The 19,508-nt window shown below is 62.6% G+C and carries 18 protein-coding genes; all 18 read left to right on the top strand.

All coding sequences use genetic code 11. From position 1 onward, the window contains the following. Positions 1-43: 43 nt before the first annotated feature. The 18 genes from fliS to cheZ all read left to right on the top strand — a co-directional run bounded on the left by fliS (position 44) and on the right by cheZ (position 19,372). Entirely contained in the window at positions 44-463 is a 420-nt protein-coding gene (fliS, locus tag ACOJCM_RS16240; RefSeq protein WP_445213112.1) for a flagellar export chaperone FliS, read from the top strand. Beyond that, on the top strand, positions 464-847 hold the full coding sequence (locus tag ACOJCM_RS16235; protein ID WP_445213111.1) for a flagellar protein FliT: 384 nt from the start codon (positions 464-466) through the stop codon (positions 845-847). It abuts the gene before it with no gap. Further along, the gene (gene fliK, locus ACOJCM_RS16230; RefSeq protein WP_445213110.1) at positions 844-2,139 is read left to right on the top strand and encodes a flagellar hook-length control protein FliK; all 1,296 of its coding nucleotides are present in this window, start codon (positions 844-846) and stop codon (positions 2,137-2,139) included. The genes ACOJCM_RS16235 and fliK overlap by 4 nt, the downstream gene beginning before the upstream one ends. Further along, on the top strand, positions 2,120-2,416 hold the full coding sequence (locus ACOJCM_RS16225) for an EscU/YscU/HrcU family type III secretion system export apparatus switch protein (protein ID WP_445213109.1): 297 nt from the start codon (positions 2,120-2,122) through the stop codon (positions 2,414-2,416). Before fliK ends, ACOJCM_RS16225 begins: the two co-directional genes overlap by 20 nt. A gap of 295 nt (positions 2,417-2,711) precedes the next feature. Then, complete coding sequence (gene flhD / locus ACOJCM_RS16220) at positions 2,712-3,041, top strand: flagellar transcriptional regulator FlhD (RefSeq protein WP_445213108.1); 330 nt, start codon at positions 2,712-2,714, stop codon at positions 3,039-3,041. Continuing rightward, positions 3,041-3,616 carry a flagellar transcriptional regulator FlhC gene (gene flhC / locus ACOJCM_RS16215; protein WP_445213107.1) on the top strand — a complete coding sequence of 192 codons (576 nt, stop codon included), beginning with the start codon at positions 3,041-3,043 and terminating at the stop codon, positions 3,614-3,616. The genes flhD and flhC overlap by 1 nt, the downstream gene beginning before the upstream one ends. A gap of 192 nt (positions 3,617-3,808) precedes the next feature. Further along, positions 3,809-4,681: a flagellar motor stator protein MotA gene (gene motA, locus ACOJCM_RS16210; RefSeq protein ID WP_445213106.1), complete on the top strand. Its 873-nt coding sequence runs from the start codon at positions 3,809-3,811 to the stop codon at positions 4,679-4,681. After that, entirely contained in the window at positions 4,678-5,625 is a 948-nt protein-coding gene (motB, locus tag ACOJCM_RS16205; protein ID WP_445213105.1) for a flagellar motor protein MotB, read from the top strand. The genes motA and motB overlap by 4 nt, the downstream gene beginning before the upstream one ends. 50 nt (positions 5,626-5,675) lie before the next feature. Next, positions 5,676-7,790: a chemotaxis protein CheA gene (gene cheA / locus ACOJCM_RS16200; RefSeq protein WP_445213104.1), complete on the top strand. Its 2,115-nt coding sequence runs from the start codon at positions 5,676-5,678 to the stop codon at positions 7,788-7,790. A gap of 2 nt (positions 7,791-7,792) precedes the next feature. Then, positions 7,793-8,287 (top strand): chemotaxis protein CheW, encoded by a 495-nt coding sequence (locus tag ACOJCM_RS16195; RefSeq protein ID WP_445213103.1) that lies wholly within the window; start codon positions 7,793-7,795, stop codon positions 8,285-8,287. A 79-nt stretch (positions 8,288-8,366) separates the two neighbouring features. Then, entirely contained in the window at positions 8,367-9,731 is a 1,365-nt protein-coding gene (locus tag ACOJCM_RS16190; protein ID WP_445213102.1) for a methyl-accepting chemotaxis protein, read from the top strand. Between the two features lie 81 nt (positions 9,732-9,812). Beyond that, entirely contained in the window at positions 9,813-11,996 is a 2,184-nt protein-coding gene (locus tag ACOJCM_RS16185; RefSeq protein ID WP_445213101.1) for a methyl-accepting chemotaxis protein, read from the top strand. 48 nt (positions 11,997-12,044) lie between these two features. After that, a complete protein-coding gene (locus tag ACOJCM_RS16180; protein WP_445213100.1) occupies positions 12,045-14,231 on the top strand; it encodes a methyl-accepting chemotaxis protein in 2,187 nt (728 codons plus the stop codon). Continuing rightward, positions 14,228-15,094: a CheR family methyltransferase gene (locus tag ACOJCM_RS16175; RefSeq protein WP_445213099.1), complete on the top strand. Its 867-nt coding sequence runs from the start codon at positions 14,228-14,230 to the stop codon at positions 15,092-15,094. The genes ACOJCM_RS16180 and ACOJCM_RS16175 overlap by 4 nt, the downstream gene beginning before the upstream one ends. A gap of 188 nt (positions 15,095-15,282) precedes the next feature. Then, entirely contained in the window at positions 15,283-16,344 is a 1,062-nt protein-coding gene (locus ACOJCM_RS16170; protein WP_445213098.1) for a protein-glutamate methylesterase/protein-glutamine glutaminase, read from the top strand. Between the two features lie 65 nt (positions 16,345-16,409). Then, positions 16,410-18,179 (top strand): methyl-accepting chemotaxis protein, encoded by a 1,770-nt coding sequence (locus ACOJCM_RS16165; protein WP_445213097.1) that lies wholly within the window; start codon positions 16,410-16,412, stop codon positions 18,177-18,179. Between the two features lie 74 nt (positions 18,180-18,253). Next, positions 18,254-18,643 (top strand): chemotaxis response regulator CheY, encoded by a 390-nt coding sequence (gene cheY / locus ACOJCM_RS16160; protein WP_228580148.1) that lies wholly within the window; start codon positions 18,254-18,256, stop codon positions 18,641-18,643. A 39-nt stretch (positions 18,644-18,682) separates the two neighbouring features. Then, complete coding sequence (gene cheZ / locus ACOJCM_RS16155) at positions 18,683-19,372, top strand: protein phosphatase CheZ (protein WP_445213096.1); 690 nt, start codon at positions 18,683-18,685, stop codon at positions 19,370-19,372. Positions 19,373-19,508 lie beyond the last annotated feature (136 nt).

The following is a 19,508-nucleotide window of genomic DNA, read 5'->3' as shown; positions in this document are numbered from 1 at the left end:
GATGCCGCAGTAACCGGGTCATGAACCATAGGAGAGTTTCGCCATGACTGTCATGCGAGGAACAGCCGCTTACGGCCGTGGCGCCGGGGCCTATGCACGGGTCGGGGTGGAGAGCGGTGTGATGTCGGCCTCGCCCCACCAGCTAATCGTGATGCTGTTCGATGGTGCCCAGGGGGCCATTCGCGCGGCACGCATCCACATGCAGGCGGGTAACACCGCGGAGAAGGGCAAGGCCATCTCCAAGGCGCTGGATATCGTCAACAACGGTTTGTTGGCGGCGCTGGACACCGAAAAAGGCGGCGAAATCGCCGAGCGGCTCGGTTCGCTCTATGAGTACATCTCGCGGCTGTTGCTTTCCGCCAACCTGCACAACGACCAGGAGAGCCTCGACCAGGCCGAGAACCTACTGGACGACATCGCCTCGGCATGGCGGGAGATCGGCAGTGCAGGAGCGCAAGGCTGAATGGCCATGACGACAACCCGAGCCCTACTCGACGGCTACGCCCAGCTTCGGCAGCAGGTCGCCATCATGCTCGAGCTGGCGCGAGCCGGTGAGTGGGATGCGCTTATCGAGCGCCAATCCGATTATCTACGATTGTCGGATCGTATCAGGCTGCTCGACAAGGAGGCCGAGCTGGATCATGACGGCGTGCAGCGCAAGGCCGATCTGCTGGAAGCGATTCTGGGCGATGACCTGGCCATCCGCGAACAGCTCCTTTTACGCCGTAGCGAGCTGGGTCAGTTGATGGGGACTAGCCGTCGTCAGCGTGACCTGCATCGCAGCTATGGCAAGCAGGCGACTGCCGTGATCGAAGCCTCCGACAAGTTCGGTCCGGAGACGCCGTGAGTGGCATTACGCCACTGCTGGATACGCTTCTCCACCAGGTGCTGGGCAAGCGTGTCGACACGGCGGCGCCGCGCGACCTGACTGAACCGGTGCGCCCGGTCGATCCGGGCGAAGGCCCCAGGGCTCTGCATAGCGACTCGCGGCTGGAGGGGCGTCGCCCGGTACTGGCACCTCTGCCAGGCACTGCCACGCCTTCCCCGCGAGGCGAAAGCCAGGCGCCACGCGCCGATGCTCTACCACCCCCCGCTTCCGCCCAGACTCACTTCAGCCCGACGGCACGCACCATCGCCGATCTGCTGGTGCGCTTTCCTGCACCGCCTTCGGTACTGAATGCGGCGGTGCCGTTGATGAACTCGAGCGGGGTACCGAGCGCCTCGACACTGGCCGACAGGCTGCAGTCAGGGATACGCGACAGCGGCCTGTTTTACGAGTCCCATCTCTCTCGTTGGTATAAAGGCGAAGTCAGCCGACAGCAGCTGGAGCGTGAGCCCCAGATGATGCGAACGCTGCGCTTCACTGCTGCCGCACCGACTCAGGCGGGTACGCCAGCGCCGGCGCCCATGCCGGCATCGCCGCAAGCGCCACAGAGCCCGATAACGCCGCCCGGCGCGCTGCCATCCGGAGTGGGGCAGACGATTCCCGGCCAAGGCCAGGCAGCCCAGGCGGCACACTCCTATGCGGCTACCGAATTGCTGTATCCCGCAGCGGCGAGAGGCGAGCGGCCTATCGCCGAGGGCTCTGGGCCGGCGGGTCAGGCCCGGGAGAGTGCGGCGCCGGTAGCGGCGCGTGGTGAGTTGACGGAGCCCGCGATGCGGGAGGGCATCGAGTCGTCGCGGGCACGTCCCGCCGGCGGTGAGCCTGTGCACGAGAGTCTTCAGGGGGTGGTGCGCCATCAGCTCGAGATGCTGGTTACGCCGATGCTGCGCTGGGAGGGGGACGTCTGGTCAGGCATCTTCATGGCGCTGGTGATCCACTTGCCTGCCGGCGCCCGCCGCGAAGGAGACTCGTCGGGTAGTGGTGAGGAGGAGTCGCGCCAGGAGGCATGGCACTCCGAGCTGAAGCTCTCGGTGCCGCAGTTGGGCGAGCTCAGCGTTGCCATGTGGCTGCAGGAGCAGAATGTTCGTTTACAGCTGCAGAGCCGTGACGCATCTGCATTGGAGGCTCTCCAAGCCGGTGTCCCCGAGCTGGAGCGTCGGCTCAGGGCGGCAGGGTTGGCGTCGGTGTTGATCGATGCGCGCCCTATGGAGCAAGAAGGGGCAGAAGGAGAAACGGATGACGGAACCCAGGCCTGAACGTCGCCGCCAGGCGGTGGCATTGGCCTATCGCGACGGAGACGATGCCCCGCGGGTGCTGGCCAAGGGCTACGGCGACATGGCCGAAAGAATACTGGCCGAAGCCAAGCGCCAAGGCATTTACGTTCACGATGCCCCTGAGCTGGTGTCGTTGCTGATGGGCCTCGACCTCGACGAGAGGATCCCGCCGATGCTCTATCAGGTCATCGCTGAACTGCTCGTCTGGGTCTACGAAGTTGCCGACAAGCAAGGGGAAGAGGGCAAAAAACCCTTCTAATATGTAAAAATTTGTTACTGAATGATAGCGACTAAGGCTTTGTCAATATCGACACGTAACTTTTTTTGCTTTGCCGCACAATGCGTTAACAAACTCGTTCGAAAGCATTAGCAGCCTCATTTTTTTGTCTTAAGGCTATGCGCTCATATGGGGTGTTGGCAGGTAGCAAAACAGTGGTCACAATGCATGTGTGTCGAGTATGTCCTTACGAGGCTAGGGCGTCCGCCTGATCCTTGGAATAGCAAGAGACAAGAATATAAGGACACGCGAATCAACCGCGTGCAGGGAAACCAGAATGAAGAATACGAACCACCTGGAAGATATCCAGGAGCTCAACCTCGCCTATCTACTCTTGGCTCAGCGCTTGATCGCTGACGATAGAGCGGCGGCCATGTTTCGTCTAAAGATCGATGACGAAACCGCCAACTTTCTGCAATCGCTCGGTGCCGCGCAACTGACGTGCCTGGCACGTACCAATCAGTTGCTCTGCCACTTCGGTTTCGAAGGCATTGAGCAGCTCCGTCAGGTCGTCGATAACCCCCGTGACAATGGATTGTCCCAGTTCCACGCCTCGCTGCTGATGGCAGGGCGTGGAGCGGCTTCCTTGTCACGGGGGGGCGAGTGATGACACAGAAAAGTCTTGTCGAGGAAATGCAGCAGGTTCAGCTTGCCATTGAACTGATCGAACTCGGCGCTCGCCTTCAGGTGCTGGAAACCGAGACCGACCTGAGCCGTGCACGCCTGATTCGCCTGTTCAAGGAAGTGCGTGGCATGTCCCCGCCCAAGGGCATGTTGCCTTTCTCCACCGACTGGTTCATTACCTGGCTGCCCAACGTTCACGCCTCGCTGTTCTACAACATTTATCGCAGCCTGCTCGAAGAGCAGAAGTGCGAAAGAATGCAGGCGTTCGTCACGGCCTACCGGCTCTACAGCGAGCAGGTGGCCATTGATCAGGCTGAACCGGTACTGGCCCTGACGCGTGCCTGGACCCTGGTGCGATTCTTCGAGAGCGACCTGTTGCAGCTCTCTGCCTGCACCCACTGCAGCGGCGACTTCGTTGCACATGCGCACACGCCGGACCATGACTACGTGTGCGGAATCTGCATGCCGCCTTCCCGGGCCGGCAAGACGCGCAAGCGGCGCGAGCGCGAAGCCGCTGCCATCGAAAGCGAAACCGTGCTGGTCAAGCGGGTTGGCTGAACTGGTCATCGCCTGAGTGCCGGACCTTTTTGACGCCGCTCCATGTTGGGCGGCGTCATGCTATCTCCCTGACCGCATTGTCTGCATCTCTCCCTTTTCCCTTCTCTTTTTTGCCTTTGAGCCTCAAGTGTTGCCATGCCTGGCCGATACATTGGGTAACGACGACTCGCATCCATTTAAAAGGTATCGGTTGTGCTGATTCTGCTCGGTTATCTCGTAGTCATATTGTGCGTCTTCGGCGGCTTCGTACTGGCCGGCGGTTTCCTGGGACCGCTCGTTCAGCCTACCGAGCTGCTGATGATCGGTGGGGCCGGAATAGGTGCCTTCATTGCCGCCAATAACGGCAAGGCGATCAAGGCGACGTTCAAGATCATCCCAAAACTGAAGCGCACCAAGAAATACAACAAGTCAATGTATATGGAGCTGTTGGCGGTGCAGTTCAAGCTGCTGACCAAGATCCGCCGCGAGGGCATGCTCGGTATCGAGCGCGATATCGACAGCCCCCAGGAGAGTGCGCTGTTCCAGGAGCACCCCAAGGTGCTGGCCGACCCGATGATCATGAATTTCCTCACCGACTACCTGCGCCTGATGGTGGCGGGCGGGATGGATCCGATGGAGATCGACGAGCTGATGCTCCACGAGATCGAAACCTTCGAGCAGGAGGCGCATATCCCGGCGGATGCCATCGCCAAGGTGGGCGACGCCATGCCGGCGTTCGGCATCGTGGCGGCCGTCATGGGCGTGGTCAAGGCCCTGACCTACGCCGACGCCGGGCCGGAGCAGATGGGGGAGATGATCGCTCATGCCCTGGTCGGTACCTTCCTCGGCATCCTGATGGGCTATGGCTTCATCAATCCCGTCGCCAGCAGCATCGAGCGCCAGATCAAGGAGGCGGAAAAGATGCTGCAGTGCATCCGCATTACCCTGCTGGCCAGCCTTCATGGCTATGCGCCGCAACTGGCGGTGGAGTTCGGCCGCAAGGCGCTGCATACCGCAGAGCGCCCCGGGTTTACCGAGCTCGAGGAGTATGTACGTAACGCCAAGTCGGGTGCGGCAGCGGAATGAGCGCGGGAGCAGACAAGCGTCCGATCATCATCCGGCGCAAGAAGGTCGTCCACGCCCACCATGGCGGAAGCTGGAAAATTGCCCTGGCCGATTTCATGACGGCCCTGATGGCACTGTTCCTGGTGATGTGGATCCTGTCGGTGGCGAGCGACGAGCAACGTGAGGGCGTGGCGGAGTATTTCAGTGCGCCATTGGCCAGCGCGGTCACGGGCGGGGATCGTTCCGGTAGTACCCGAGCCATTCCCGGTGGCGGTCCTGACCCGGCCCACAGCGATGGCGAAAGAGCGCGAATCGATACCCGTGAGTTCTCGCGGCCCAGCGAACAGCAGCGTCGTTTCTTCATGGATCTCCAACGGCGCATCGAGACGGTGATCGAGGCCGATCCCGAGCTGCGCGAGCTGCGCCAGCAGATGCGCTTCGACCTGACGCCCGAAGGGTTGCGTATCCAACTGCTGGATACGGAGCAGCGGCCCATGTTCGCCGTGGGTAGTGACCGCGTCGAGCCCTACATGCGCAACCTGCTGCGCACCATTGCGCCGTTGCTCAACGACCTGCCGAATGACCTGAGCATTGGCGGACATACCGACAGTCGGGCTTATGCGGGCGGGTATCGGGGCTACAGCAACTGGGAGCTCTCCAATGATCGTGCCAATGCCTCGCGTCGCGAACTGGTCGCCGGTGGGCTCGATTCGGACAAGCTGCTGCGGGTCTCGGGCTTTGCCGACCGCGTGCTGCTGCCGGACACCGACCCGTTCGATGCCGACAACCGCCGGATCGAGCTGCTGGTGCTTCTGCCGGAGGTGTCGGAATACATTCGCCGACCGAACATTCTCAACGGTCCGGGCGTGCCGAGTCCGATGAGTTCGCGCCTCGAAAGCGATGTCGATCTGGCGCCCATAGAACAGTTTACTGAAGGTCTGCGCAACACGCTCGATCCCGACTAGGGCGAGAGCGAGGCGACAGGAAATCAATTTGACACCAGGTGGTAAAGCGCATGGATATCACGGATTTCTATGACACTTTCTTCGAGGAAGCCGAAGAACTGTTGGCCGACATGGAACGCTACCTCCTGGAGCTCGACGTGGACGCGCCGGATAGCGAGCAGCTCAACGCCATCTTCCGTGCCGCCCATTCGATCAAGGGGGGGGCAGGCACGTTCGGTTTCGACGTCCTGCAAAAAACCACGCATCTGTTCGAGAACCTGCTCGACCATACCCGCAAAGGCGAGCTGACGCTGCGCCGGGATATCGTCGATACCTTTCTGGAAACCAAGGATATGCTCAGCGATCAGCTAGACGCCTATCGCAACGGCGACGAGCCCGATCAAGAGGCCTTCGAGCGCATCTGCAAGACGCTCCAGCAGATCGCTCTCGAGGAGATCGGCCAGGATTTGGAGGGCGGGGCTCCTGCCGCGCCCAAGCCCGAGCCGAAGCCCGTGGCCAAGCCAGAGGCCGAGAAGCAGCCCGCAAGCGACGACGGCGCTGCCCAGCGCATCGTGACGCTGCTCAACGTCAGCGAGAAGGACCGCCAGCTGCTCGTCGAAGAGCTGGGGCAGCTGGGCGAAGTGATAAACCATGGCGGCGACGAGGCGTGCTATGAAGTCACGCTCGTCTCGACTGACAGCGACGACGACATCGAGGCGGTGATGTGCTTCATCATCGATGCCGACCAGGTCAAGATCCGCGCTGTCGATGGTGGGCAACCACCGCAAGCGGCTTCTCAGGAACAAGCCCCTGAGGCTGCACCGACCGCACCGGTCGAGGCGGCTGCCAAGCCGGCTGAGTCCGCGGCGGAACCGGCCAGGCCTGCCGCTGCCGGCAAGCCTACGGGTGAGGCCAAGGCCGCCAAGGCGAAGGGCAAGGCCAAGCCCGGCGGCGAGTCGACTTCGATACGGGTGTCTGTCGACAAGGTCGATCAGATCATCAACCTGGTGGGTGAACTGATCATCACCCAGTCGATGCTCGACCAGACCGTCAGCGAGATGGACAACAGCACCAATAGTGCCCTGCAAAATGGCATGAGCCTGCTGCAGCGCAACGCCCGGGACCTGCAGGAATCGGTGATGTCGATCCGCATGATTCCCATGGACTTCGTCTTCAGCCGATTTCCCCGGGTGGTGCGCGAGACGGCCAGCAAGCTGGGCAAGGAGATCGAGCTCGTCACAGAGGGCGAGTCGACCGAGCTCGACAAGAGCCTCACCGAGCGCATCATCGATCCGCTGACACATCTGGTGCGCAACAGCCTCGATCACGGCATCGAGCCGCCCGACGCCCGCGAAGCGGCCGGCAAGCCACGCACCGGCAAGCTGGTGCTCTCGGCCAAGCATCAGGGCGGCAACATCATCATCGAGGTAATTGACGACGGCGCCGGCCTCAACCGCGACAGGTTGCTGTCCAAGGCGCGGGAGAACGGGTTGCCGGTATCCGACAGCATGAGCGACGACGAGGTGTGGCAGCTCATCTTCGCCCCGGGTTTCTCGACCGCCAAGGAGGTCACCGACGTTTCGGGACGCGGCGTCGGCATGGACGTGGTCAAGCGTAACATCCAGGGCATGGGCGGCCATGTGCAGATCATGTCGCGTCCGGGCGAGGGAACCACGATTCGCATTGTCCTGCCGCTGACCCTGGCGATCCTCGACGGCATGTCGATCAAGGTAGGCGCAGAGATGTTCATTCTGCCGCTGTCCGCCGTCCTCGAGTCGCTGCAGCCGGCCAAGGAAGACCTCTATGCCATGGCCGGCGACGACGTAGTGCTCAAAGTGCGTGACGAGTACCTGCCGGTCGTGGCGGTACACGAAGCGCTCGAGGTGCCCAACGCCAAGACCGAGCTCACCGAAACCATCGCCGTAATCGTGCAGGGCGAGGGGCGTCGTTATGCGCTGCTGGTGGATGATCTGGTTGGCCAGCAGCAAGTCGTCGTCAAGAACCTGGAAACCAATTACCGCAAGGTGCCGGGAGTCTCCGCCGCCACCATCCTCGGGGATGGCAGCGTGGCGCTGATCCTCGACATCACCGGTCTGCATCGCCTCAGCCGGGCGAAGAAGGAAAAACGCCGGCCTGAGCGTAAACCGTCACTCGAAGCCCTCACCGACAAAGAGCTGGAGACCTGATCATGAACCAGATGAATGATGCGGCACTGGCCGCGGCCGAAGCCCATAACCGTGAATTTCTGGTGTTCTCTCTGGGCGAAGAAGAGTACGCCATCGACATCCTCAAGGTGCAGGAGATCCGCGGCTACGAGAACGTGACACGGATCGCCAACGCACCGGACTTCATCAAGGGCGTGACCAACCTGCGTGGCGTGATCGTTCCTATCGTTGACCTGCGTATCAAGTTCCATCTCGACAAGGTGGAATATGGCGGCCAGACCGTCGTGATCGTGGTCAATGTCGAAGATCGAGTCGTCGGTATCGTCGTCGATGGCGTTTCCGACGTGATGACACTTTCACCCGACCAGATCAAGCCGGCTCCCGAGTTCGGCGTCACCCTGTCGTCGGATTTCCTGAGCGGCCTGGGCAGCCTCGATGACCGCATGCTGGTGATCGTCGATATCGACAAGCTGCTGACCAGCGACGAAATGGAACTGGTCGAACGGGTTGCTGAATAGGACCGTCAAGTTTCTGACGAGAAAGCCGATATGTCACTTGAGTGACGGCTTGCCTGGGGTTGATTGGGATGGGGGAAACGTGAAGCTACTCGATAACCTGACGGTCAGGGCCAGCTGGTTCCTGGTCCTGCTCTTCTTCGGCGGCATGATCGCCGTGCTCAGTGGCCTGGGGCTTTACGCCTTGCAGCAGGGCAGTGCCGCCGTGGCGGCGATGGCGCCACATGCCGGGGAGTCGGGGGCCGCCTACCAGGCGTCTTTCGCCGCCACGGCAGGCATGATGCGTCTGGTCATCATTGCCGCACTGGCAGGCTCGGTGGCGGTCATGGTCGTGGTGGTCTGGGGTATCAGTGTCAATGTGCTGCGGCCGCTCGCGCGCCTGGTCGGGTACTTCGAGGGCCTGGCGCAGGGAGATCTCTCCCAGCCGGTAGAAAATCGGGGCACCAACGAGATCGGGCGTCTTTTCACCTCCCTCAAGCACATGCAAGACGGCCTTTCCGACACCGTCGGGACGGTGCGCAGCAGCAGCGAGGGTATCTATGTCGGGGCGCAGGACATCGCTGAAGGAAACGGCGAACTATCTTCGCGCACCGAGCAGCAGGCCGCTTCGTTGGCCGAAACCGCCTCGAGCATGGAGGAGCTGGCCTCCACCGTCGAGCAGAACGCTGACAATGCGCGCCAGGCGAGCCAACTGGCGGCCGAAGCATCGCGCACCGCGGCCCAGGGGGGCGAGGTGGTCAGCGAGGTCGTCTCGACCATGCACGACATCAGCGAGAGTTCGCACAAGATGTCCGACATCATCAGCGTGATCGACACCATCGCCTTCCAGACCAACATCCTGGCCCTCAATGCCTCGGTCGAGGCTGCCCGGGCCGGCGAACACGGACGGGGCTTTGCCGTCGTGGCCCAGGAAGTGCGCAGCCTGGCGGGGCGTAGTGCCTCGGCAGCCGGCGAGATTCGCGCCCTGATTGCGGCGTCGCTGGAGAAGGTGGATGTCGGCACGGCCAGGGTGGACAAGGCCGGCCAGACCATGAGCGAGATCGTCGCCGCGGTACAGCGGGTCAGTGACATCATGGATGAAATTGCTTCGGCCTCGCTGGAGCAGAGCAACGGCATCGGGCAGGTCAATCAGGCCGTGACCCAAATGGACCAGGTGACACAGCAGAATGCGGCCCTGGTGCAGCAAGCGGCCACGGCTGCGACACAACTGGAGGCGGAAGCCGCCCGCCTACGCGAGGCCGTGCTGCGCTTCAGGCTGTCCGGACAAGCGAACGGGCCGGTGGAGCACCGCTCCCGCAGCGGCGATGCGAGCCCCCAGACAAAGGCAACCAAGGCCCTCCCGGAATCCATACCGTGCGACCCGCTGCCTGCCGGGCGCTCACAAGCGGCTGCTGCATCGAGCGCACCGCCGAATAAAAAAGAAGAAGAGGAGTGGGCCTCGTTCTGAGGCCGTAGAACTCTTGGACAGGTGGTGCCGTAAGCAACGCCCACCCCTGATGAATCGAGGCGGTTAAAGGGAATAATGACAATGCGCAACAATCAGCCAGTCACGCAGCGGGAATACAAACTGGATGATCAGCAACTGCTGATCACTCGCACCGACCTCAAGGGCCGAATCACTTACGCCAACTCGGCTTTCGTCGAAGTGAGCGGCTTCGAGCATGATGAGTTGATCGGAGCGCCCCATAACCTGATCCGTCACCCTGACATGCCGCAGGAGGCCTTTACCGATTTGTGGAAGACGATTCAGGGCGGCGGAACGTGGCAGGGCGTGGTCAAGAACCGACGCAAGAACGGCGACCACTACTGGGTGCGCGCCACGGTTACGCCCATCGTCGAGGAGGGGCAGTGCCTGGGCTTCACCTCGGTACGCACGGCCATCGAACCCCAGCTGGCGGAAGCCGCCGAGCGTGACTACGCGCGCATGCGAGCCGGCCGTTCGGGCCTCGCCATTCGTCAGGGTCAACTGGTGCGGCGCGGGCCGCTGGGCTGGCTCGCACGCATCAACCCGCGGACCATCCGTGCTCGGCTGTCGATGCTGACCGTCTCGGCCCTGCTGCTGCTCGCCATCAGTGGCGCTGTGGGACTCTATGGCTTACAGGAATCGGGCGAGCGTCTGGCGGAACTCAACCGCGACGGGCTGCAGGACGTGATACGGCTGCAGCAGCTCGGCCAGCTGATAAATGAAGGGCCGCAGCGCCTTACCGGCAACGAGCGCATGGAAATACTCGGCGAGCGGCATCAGCACGCCGAGGAACTGGCCGACCTCGCCGAGGAGCTGTCAGGGCTATGGAGCGACTTCCTGGCTCGCAACCGAACCGAACTGGCGCTGGAGTTCGATGCCGCGCTGACAGGCTTCCTCGAGGAGGGGCTGGCCCCGATGGCCAATGCCTTGGGCGGGACCGAGGCTTTCGACGCCATGATGGCTCTGAATAACAATACTTCGGATCTGCGAGATAGCGCAGCGACCCTGACGGTCCAAGTTAACGAGTTGATCGAGCAGCAGCGCATCGCTGCCCTGGGCATGGCCGAAGAAGCCGAGCAGGGACAGCAGCGCATGCTTGCCGGCCAGCTCGGGTTCATGGCGCTCGGTTTCGTGCTGCTGTTGATCATCAGCGTGTGGATCATGCGCGCCATTACCCGGCCGGTACGTCGTGCGACGGATTTCACCTTGCAGATCGCCTCGGGCAACCTGGCCGTCCGCACCCCACCAGAGACCCGTGACGAGATCGGTGCCCTGCTCGGCTCGCTGGACACCATGCGCAAGAGCCTCTACAGCACCACTGCCAGCGTGCAGCAGGGCATCGACGTGGTGACGCCCGCGTCGCGCTCCATCGCCCGCGGCAACGAGGACCTGTCGGCACGTACCGAGCAGCAGGCCGCCTCGCTGCAGGAAACCGCTTCGAGCATGGAGGAGATGACCACCACGGTGCAGCAGAATACCGATAACGCCCGCCAGGCCAGCGGACTGGCGCTGGACAACGCCAGCCGCGTCCGCGACACCGGCGAACTGATGCATGGTGTGGTGCAGACCATGGAGCGCATCACCGCCGGCGCCGAGAAAATGAAGGACATCATCAACGTCATCGACTCGATCGCCTTCCAGACCAACATCCTGGCGCTGAACGCCTCGGTGGAGGCAGCCCGGGCGGGCGAGCAGGGCCGCGGCTTCGCCGTGGTGGCGGGTGAGGTGCGCAATTTGGCGGGGCGCAGCGCGGACGCCGCCAAGGAGATTCGTCGCCTGATCGACGGCTCCGCCAGCGAGATCCATGAGGGGGCCAGCCAGGTCCAGCGTGCCGAGAGCGCCATGGCCGAAGTGGTGGCGGCCTCGCAGCGGGTGAACGACATCATGGGCGAGATCACCGCGGCCTCCGAGGAGCAGAGCGGGGGCATCGGCCAGATCAACCAGGCCATCACCGAGATGGACCAGGTCACCCAGCAGAATGCCGAGCGCGTGCAGCAGAGTGCACGGGCGGCAAGCGACCTGCAGCACCAGGCGGAGCACTTGGCCCAGGCCATTCGGGTCTTCCGCCTGCGCGGCGCCGGCCCTGAAAGCGTGCCCAGCCAGCCAGCGGCGCAAGCGAGCAAGCCGGGCGGCGAGAGACACCAGCCGGCCAGGGTGCCTGGCTTGCAGCAAGATCCTCGTCCCGCCAAGCGGGCGCCGGCCAAGGCGAGCAAGCCGGCAATGGACGAAGAGTGGGAGACGTTCTGAACATAAGCAGCACCAGGGGACTTACCAGGACGGCACAGGATAATAACTATGCGCGACAATCAGCCGGTAACGCAGCGGGAGTTCAAACTGAGCGATGAGCACCTGCTCATCACTCGAACGGATCTGGAAGGGCGTATCACCTACGCTAACGCAGCGTTTGTCGAGGTAAGTGGTTACTCTCATGAAGAGCTGATTGGCGCGCCGCACAACCTCATTCGGCATCCCGACATGCCGCAGGAAGCCTTTGCCGACTTGTGGAAGACCATCGAGACGGGCGAATCCTGGCAAGGGGTGATCAAGAACCGGCGCAAGGATGGCGATCACTACTGGGTGCAGGCCACGGTGACGCCGATTCTCGACGACGGCAAGTGCCAGGGCTACACCTCGGTACGCACGCGTGCCGAGGCGGCCGTTATCGAGGCGACGGCGAAACGCTACGCCCAGCTGCGAGCAGGGCGAAGCAAACTGAGGTTCAGGCAGGGGCAGCTGGTGCATCGTGGGCTGGTTGGGGCGCTGACCCGGTTCAACGTGCATACCATCAGCGCCAAGTTGGTCACGCTGACGCTGGTGCCTGTTCTGCTGTTGCTGCTCAGCGGGGCCGTGGGACTCTACGGGCTCAAGGTGTCCGGCGATCGGGTGGCCTACCTCAACGACAACGGGGTGCAGGATATCGCCGACCTGCAGCGCATCGATCAACTGCTCAGCCAATTGATGAGCGATCTCGAGCGCCCGGTGCGCAACCCGCGGGCGCTTAGCCCGGACCAGATACAGGAACTGGCGGAGGAAACCGAAACTGTCGTCGAGCGGATCAACGCGTCATGGGCAAGCTTCCTCGATGGCGAGGACGCAACGCGTGAAGTAGTGGCGACTCTCGACACCCAGCTCGGCGTAGCCGTCGATGAAGGCATTCGGCCCACGTTGCAGGCGCTGATCGACGGTAGTGGTTTTGCCGCCTACGAGGCCTACAACGATGTGCTGCGGGCCGAAGTCGACGGCATTTCCGACGGCATCAATGTGTTGATCGAAGGCAAGCTCGACTATGCCAATCAGCTGGCCGGTGAGGCCGAGCGCGGCCAGCAGATGATGCTGATCGGCCAGGCTGCAGCGCTGTCGATCGGTATCCTGTTTCTGGTCCTGCTCGGCATCTGGACCCGGCGGGCAGTGACGCGCCCGCTTCGGCGCGCCGTCGATTTCACCCTGCAGGTCGCTTCAGGCAACCTGGCGATACGTTCGCCGAAGCGTACGCGCGACGAAGTCGGCGTGCTGCTCGGTGCACTGAATACCATGCGCAAGAGCCTCTACAGCACCACCGCCAGCGTGCAGCAGGGCATCGACGTGGTAACGCCCGCATCGCGCTCCATCGCCCGCGGCAATGAGGACCTGTCGGCCCGCACCGAGCAGCAGGCCGCCTCGCTGCAGGAGACCGCCTCGAGCATGGAGGAGATGACCACCACGGTGCAGCAGAATACCGATAACGCCCGCCAGGCCAGCGGACTGGCACTGGACAACGCCAGCCGCGTCCGCGACACCGGCGAACTGATGCATGGGGTGGTGCAGACCATGGAGCGCATCACCGCCGGCGCCGAGAAAATGAAGGACATCATCAACGTCATCGACTCGATCGCCTTCCAGACCAACATCCTGGCGCTGAACGCCTCGGTGGAGGCAGCCCGGGCGGGCGAGCAGGGCCGCGGCTTCGCCGTGGTGGCGGGTGAGGTGCGCAATTTGGCGGGGCGCAGCGCGGACGCCGCCAAGGAGATTCGTCGCCTGATCGACGGCTCCGCCAGCGAGATCCATGAGGGGGCCAGCCAGGTCCAGCGTGCCGAGAGCGCCATGGCCGAAGTGGTGGCGGCCTCGCAGCGGGTGAACGACATCATGGGCGAGATCACCGCGGCCTCCGAGGAGCAGAGCGGGGGCATCGGCCAGATCAACCAGGCCATCACCGAGATGGACCAGGTCACCCAGCAGAATGCCGAGCGCGTGCAGCAGAGTGCACGGGCGGCAAGCGACCTGCAGCACCAGGCGGAGCTGCTCGACCAAGCCATTCGGGTCTTCCGCCTGCGCGGCGCCGGGCTCGAGCAGGTGCCGAGCCAGCTACACAGCCAGGGCAAACATGCCAAGGCCGAACGTTCACGGGCTACCGCTCCCGCCTTGTCGCACGACCCGCTTCCCATAAAACGGACAGCAGGCAAATCGAGCAAGGCGGCAGCCGATGAAGAGTGGGAAACATTTTGACACAGTCACGGACGCCCGGTAATGAACCGGGGCAGTGGTCAGGGCTGGGGCATCTTGAACGCGACCTGGTCCTGACCGACGAAGACTTCACCAAGATTCGCCAGCTGATCTATCAGCGGGCCGGCATCGTGCTGGCGGAACACAAGCGCGAGATGGTCTACAGCCGCTTGGCCAAGCGGCTGCGTCACCATGGCCTGACCCGCTTCAGCGACTACCTGGAGCGCCTGGCACGCCAGCCTGATGCACGTGAATGGGAGGAGTTCACGAATGCGTTGACGACCAACCTCACGGCTTTCTTTCGCGAAATGCATCATTTCCCGCTGCTCGCCGAGCACGTCGGCAAGGCAAGCAGTCCCGTACGCATCTGGAGTGCGGCGGCATCAACGGGCGAGGAGCCCTATTCAATCGCCATGACACTGCAGGAGAGCCTGGGCGCGCGGGCGACCGAAGCCCGTGTCGTGGCGACGGACATCGATACCGAGGCACTGACCCGTGCTCGAGCGGGCGTCTATCCCATCGAACAGGTTCGCAAGCTCGATGAGAGCCGGGTCAGGCGCTTCTTCCAGAAGGGGCGGGGCCAGCATGAGGGGATGGCCAGGGTTCGGCCCGAAGTGTCGTCCATGGTGGAATTCACGCACATGAACCTGTTGGCGCCGCAGTGGCCGCTCAAGGGGCCTTTCGATGCCATCTTCTGTCGCAACGTGATGATCTACTTCGACAAGCAGACCCAGGCGCGAATCCTCGAACGTTTCGCCCCCCTGCTCAAGCCCGACGGCTTGCTGTTTGCCGGCCACTCCGAGAATTTTTCCTACATCAGCAAGGTGTTTCGCCTGCGCGGCCAAACGGTCTACACCCTGGCCTAGGCGTTTCCTCATTTTCAGCCTGGTGACTCGCACGTGAGCCCGGTCCGTCTTCGCATTGGTTTTGCCTTGCCTGACCCGTGCTCGCCGATTTTCAGACACAACCTAAAGTTTCAGCCGGCTGCGCCGATGTAACGAAATATCTATTTGGCTTGGGGCGCAAGACTCCCTAACAAACCAGGAGACCTGCCTTGGGATCGAACAAGATCAAGGTGCTGTGCGTTGATGACTCGGCGCTGATTCGTGACCTGCTTAGCGAGATCATCAACTCGCAGCCGGACATGGAAGTGGTGGCCGTAGCGCCGGACCCTCTGGTCGCGCGCGACTTGATCAAGCGCCACAATCCCGACGTGCTGACCCTTGACGTCGAGATGCCGCGAATGGATGGTCTCGATTTCCTCGAGCGTCTCATGCGTCTGCGGCCCATGCCGGTGCTGATGGTGTCGTCGCTGACGCAGGCTGGCTCCGAGGTCACCCTGCGGGCACTGGAACTGGGTGCTCTGGACTTTGTCGCCAAGCCGTCCCTGGGTATCCGCAGCGGAATGCTGGAATACGCCAATGACATCGCCGAGAAAATTCGAGCCGCCGCCAAGTCGCGCCCGCGTCAGGCGCGACAGGCCCAGGCTGCGCCGCGGGCGACTCTCAAGGCCCCGCTGGTGTCAAGCGAAAAGCTGATCATCATCGGCGCCTCCACGGGAGGTACCGAGGCGATACGCGCCGTGCTCGAGCCGCTGCCGGCCAACAGCCCGGCCATCCTGATCACACAGCACATGCCTGGTGGTTTCACCCGCTCCTTCGCCGAGCGTTTGAATCGCCTCTGCAACGTGACCGTGAAGGAAGCCAGCGACGGCGAGCGTGTGCTGCCGGGGCATGCCTATATCGCGCCTGGCGATGCTCACCTGAAGCTCTCCCGAAGCGGTGCGAACTATGTCGCCAGGCTCGATGACGGGCCGCCGGTCAATCGGCACCGCCCTTCGGTCGATGTCCTGTTCCACTCCGCTGCCACCCAGGCAGGTCGCAACGCCATCGGCGTCATTCTTACCGGTATGGGAAAGGATGGCGCGGCGGGGTTGCTGGAGATGCGCCAGGCCGGCTCGGCCACCCTGGCGCAGGATGAGGCGAGCTGCGTGGTCTTCGGCATGCCGCGCGAAGCCATTGCCCTGGGGGGGGCGGTGGAGGTGATCGGCCTAGACGACATTCCCGAGCGCCTGATGGCGCTGGTGGCGGCTTCCGGCCGCGCGCAGCGAGTTTGATCGGGGAAATAACCTGAATAAGACGTTACGGAATTTGACTGAACGAATCGCGAGGAATGCCATTGATGAGCCGCTTTATACGCAACATTAGCATTCATGCTTCCGTTATTGCTGCATTGGCCAGTTTTGCCGTGCTGATCGCTGTCGTATCCGCTCTCTCGATCATGTCGGATCGCCAGGCCGCCCGGATCATGGCGGACCTCGACCGCATCAACGTGCAGCAGCTCAACGAGATCAACCGCGCGGATGCCTTGCTCAACGTGGCCCGGGTGAGTCTAGAGATCGCCTCTAATCAGATTATGCTGGGACGCATGGCCGACGCCAATGAGCAGCTCGATATCGCGGCAGACCGAATGGATCGGGCCGAAATCCACTTCAGCAACTTTGTCGCGGCACCGAAATCCGAGCGTGCCATGGGCATGGCTCGTCGAATCGAACAGGATTTTGCCTCCGTGCTGGGCCTGGTACGGGAGCAACATCAAGCGCTGGATGAGCTGAGTGCTCGGGAGTTTAACAACCTGCGCGAGGCTTTATTCGAACCGAGCGCTTCACTTGCCGGGAGCATGACCGAGTTCGTTAACTATGCGTTCGATAACGCCCAGGCGATGACGGCTGACTTCCGCACCCAGTCAGAGCGGTTCGTCTTCATAATATTGGCAGCTATGGCGATTGCCGTAACCGTGTTGGTGCTGGTTTATGCAGGGCTTCGCGCCACCGTCATTCGACCGCTCAATTCCGCGGTCAAGCACCTCCAGACCATTGCCAAGGCCGATCTGACCGGCAGCATTCCCGAGGGCAGCCGCAACGAGATCGGCAAGCTGTTCAATGCCATGCGCAACATGCAGCAAAGCCTGGGTCGCATCGTGGGTCAGGTGCGCGACAGCAGCAGCTCGATCCATATCGGCACCCGAGAGATCGCTGGCGGTAATGCGGACCTCTCTTCGCGCACCGAACAACAGGCTGCCTCGCTCGAGGAGACCGCCTCGAGCATGGAGGAGATTACGGCCACGGTGCGCCAGAACGCCGACAACGCACGTCAGGCCAGCGGACTGGCTCTGGACGCCTCTACCACCGCCGAGCGCGGCGGGGATGTCGTCGATCGCGTAGTCAAGACCATGGGCGGTATCTCGGCCAGCTCACAGAAGATCAGCGATATCACCAGCGTGATCGACTCCATCGCGTTTCAAACCAACATCCTGGCACTCAACGCCTCGGTGGAGGCCGCCCGGGCGGGCGAGCAGGGTCGCGGCTTTGCCGTGGTGGCAGGTGAAGTGCGCAATCTGGCCAGCCGGAGTGCCACGGCGGCCAAGGAGATCAAGGCGCTCATCGACGGTTCGGTGGCTCAGGTGAAAGAGGGCTCGACCCTGGCCGAACAGGCGGGCGAGACCATGGACGAAGTGGTCAAGGCCGTGCGTCGTGTCACCGATATCATGGATGAGATATCAGCGGCTTCTCAGGAACAGAGCGACGGCATTGAGCAGGTGAGCCAGGCGGTAGGCCAAATGGACCAGGTGACCCAGCAGAATGCCTCTCTGGTGCAGCAGGCCACGGTGGCTGCCGCCTCGCTCGAGGAGCAGGCGAAGCGGCTCGAACAGGCCGTCGCCGTGTTCCGGCTGGCTGGCGACGCACAGCGTGAGCCCAGGCGTGATGAGCCTCGGGGCGCTGGGGATATCGCCAGCGTAACGAACCAGACGCAGCGTGCCGCTGCTCCCACCTTGCCCAAACCGAACGTCCCGGCCCGGGTGGGCGCGCGCGCGGTGACCGATGCCGATCCCAAGCCGCGGCGCAAGCCCCAGGCCGAGCCGGTGGCGGCGGGCGAGTGGGAAGAGTTCTGACCCTTTTTATGCATCCATGACGGCATTCAGCGGCCGTCACAACGAACGTAGCTTGATAGAGAAGAGGAATCACGATGGCCGACAAGAACATGAGCTTTCTGGTGGTGGACGATTTCCCGACCATGCGCCGGATCGTTCGGAGCCTGCTCAAGGAGCTGGGCTATACCAATGTGGAAGAGGCCGAAGACGGTCAGGAAGCGCTTTCAAAGCTGCGTTCAGGCTCCTTCGAGTTCGTGGTGTCCGACTGGAACATGCCGAACCTCGACGGGCTCGAGATGCTCAAGCAGATCCGTGCCGATGCGGCGCTCAAGGAGCTGCCCGTATTGATGGTGACTGCCGAGGCGAAGAAAGAGAACATCATCGCGGCTGCTCAGGCGGGGGCCAGCGGCTACGTGGTGAAGCCGTTCACCGCCGCGACGCTGGAAGAGAAGCTCAACAAGATTTTCGAAAAACTGGGCAAGTGAAGCCGGCAAGCGAGATCCGCTTGCGGAGGAGTTAACAAGATGAGCGCTAATGAGCAGCCTGGCGAGGCTCAACCTAATGCCGCTGGCGAAGAGCTGGTCCAGCGTATCGGGCAGCTGACCCGCATGCTAAGGGAAAGCATGCGTGAGCTGGGGTTGGACAAGGAGATCGAGAAGGCGGCGGAAGCCATCCCCGATGCGCGTGACCGGCTGAGCTACGTGGCCACCATGACCGAGCAGGCTGCGGAACGCGCCCTCAACGCCATCGATCGTGCCCAGCCACTGCAGGATTCGATCAGCAATGGCGCCGAGTCGCTGGACAAGCGCTGGGCGGAGTGGTTCGCCGAGCCCAAGGAGCTCGACGAGGCCCGCGACCTGGTCAAGCAGACACGCTCCTACCTGGGCGAGGTGCCGGTCAAGACCCAGGCCACCCAGAAGGAGCTGATCGAGATCATGATGGCCCAGGACTTTCAGGACCTGACCGGCCAGGTGATCAAGAAAATGATGGATGTGATTCGCGAGATCGAGCATCAGCTTGTCCAGGTGTTGATCGACAATGTTCCCGAGGAAGTGGCTCGCGAGAGCATGCAGCGCAAGGCCAACGACCAATGGGAGAACGAAGCGCGTCGGCGTGAGGAAGGGTTGCTCAACGGACCACAGATCAAGCCCGGCGCCGATGTCGTGACCAATCAGGATCAGGTGGACGATCTTCTCGATCAGCTCGGTTTCTAGGCTACCCCCTACGCTTGAAAAGCGTAACCCAGGCGAAGAGTGACGGCGATCCCTGCGAATGGCTGGATCGTGTCTCACTTCGCTACCTTCTCCAGCGTCGAGGGTCCTGGCCGATAAAGCCACGATCATCGGCGCT

It is taken from the genome of Billgrantia hypersalina (assembly GCF_052584175.1).
The sequence above is the reverse complement of the archived record's forward strand: the minus strand, read 5'-3'. Positions and strand labels throughout refer to the sequence as shown.